Annotated in this window: 1 protein-coding gene; it reads right to left on the minus strand. The window is 51.3% G+C overall.

The annotated features are described in order from the left end of the window. The coding region (locus ACED28_RS23125) for a replication endonuclease (RefSeq protein ID WP_371710851.1) at nt 1-1,688 on the minus strand (1,688 nt) is incomplete at its 3' end. Nucleotides 1,689-1,744 lie beyond the last annotated feature (56 nt).

Here is a 1,744-nt window from a genome sequence, read left to right on the forward strand (position 1 = left end):
GGTGGGTTACACTTATTTTCAGTGCTCCAAGGGACAGCGCTCCGCGCTTTTTTCCACGCGTCCACATCGCACTTCGCCACCACCGAAAAGTGATCGCGGCAGGTCTCGATCACGTGACCTAACCATTCCAACCCGATCACCCGTTTGGTGGTTTCGCCGTACTGGTTAATCTGCGTTTCATGAGCGAGGCGTAAATCCCCAATGTGCTGGGTAAACTCTTTCCAGCGTGATTTATCCGCATGCTCATGTAGGTCGATTAACGCTTCATCAATCGCCACATCGGCTTTGTTCGCGCGTCTGAGTTGTCGCCACAGACCCACGGCAGGAGAGCCCGATTGTGAAAACTGCTTAATGCCCCAAGCGCTGGCCCACGCTCTGACCGAGACTGCAGTTTCTTCCGCGGCGCCTTTGGGCAGGTGTGCGCCGTTAATGTTTTTGGAGATGTATTTGATGATGTAGCCAGTAGCGCTACCTTTCTTAGGGTTGCAAGGTTTCGCGTGAAAACGGGCTTTGCGTTTCTTTTTGTTGTAGAGCTCGTCGCCATCTTCACTTCGGGCAATCTTCGCACAAATGCGCATGAGCTCGGCTTTGTATTCAGCAGGGCAATAGACAAAGGCATGCAAGTGAGGCGTGCCGTCTTTGTGGGGCTCGGCCACCCGTAGGCCAAACCAAGGAATGTCTTGTTTGGCGAAGTGGGCGCGGGCGAGCCTCCATTGCTCCATCAGGCTTTGATGCGCTTCTTTGACGGTGCAGCCGTTCCACTTAGGTGAATTACGGTGATACTTTGAGGGCAACGTCCAATTGATGAAGACCCCTTCAAATCCCATATCGATGGCCCGCTCTTCATCCCCGCGACTGCGAACCACCAATTCAACGCGGCGGTTTTCAAGGTTCGTTGTCGTGCGAGAGGCCACCTCATCGAGATTGAACTCTTGCAGGGTGTCGTGGTTGATGACCACCATACTTTTCATGAAGGCTTCGGACTCGCGTAATTGCTGCTTGAAGTTGGAGAGAGTCAGGCGCGACACATAGCGATGTTGACTGGGTTGTTCTCCGACATTGCCAAGGGTGACTTGAGCGTGTTCAATGTAGCGCTTGCGAAGGCGTTTGAATTTACGCACTAAGTTTTTAGGATCAATACAACGACGAATCGCGCACTCTAAAAGGATTTCAGCGTCACGAACTGTCAGCGTTTGACCGATATCACGCGTGTCGGCACTCGGAGGCTCAATGAAGACCTTGAGCATCAAGTCTCGGATTTGTTCAAAGGCATAATGCAGGGCGTGGTAGTAATCCGTGGGGCTTTCGGGAATGTCATCAGCGTCTGTCACGGCAATATCATTGATGATATCGACAAAGGCCACGGTGAGTTGAATGGCGAAATTTTTAAGCGCATCATCGCTCATCAAGATGTCGTGAGTCAGTTCGAGCGGTTTGGGCTCATGGCTTATGAAACCAAACGGGAATTTTTGGGTAAAGTGGTGGACGACGTTATCCACAAAGCTCACGCGTTCGGTGATGAATAAGGCGAGGTTACGGTCGGTCGGATTGCCGCGCTTTTTCCTCAGTCCTAGTTTAAGTTCCAGATCTTGACGCATCATCACCGGCAGGTGCGCCGTGAGATTGGAGACATACTGACTTAACGACAGAGTGATGTTGGGTTGATGGAATTGTTTGTAGGTACTCATATCCAACCTTAAGTTTTTCCTTTACTCACTGTTCCCCAAGGCTCGATACAACCTCG

The organism is Vibrio sp. 1F253 (assembly GCF_041439295.1).
Classification (GTDB): domain Bacteria; phylum Pseudomonadota; class Gammaproteobacteria; order Enterobacterales; family Vibrionaceae; genus Vibrio; species Vibrio tasmaniensis_A.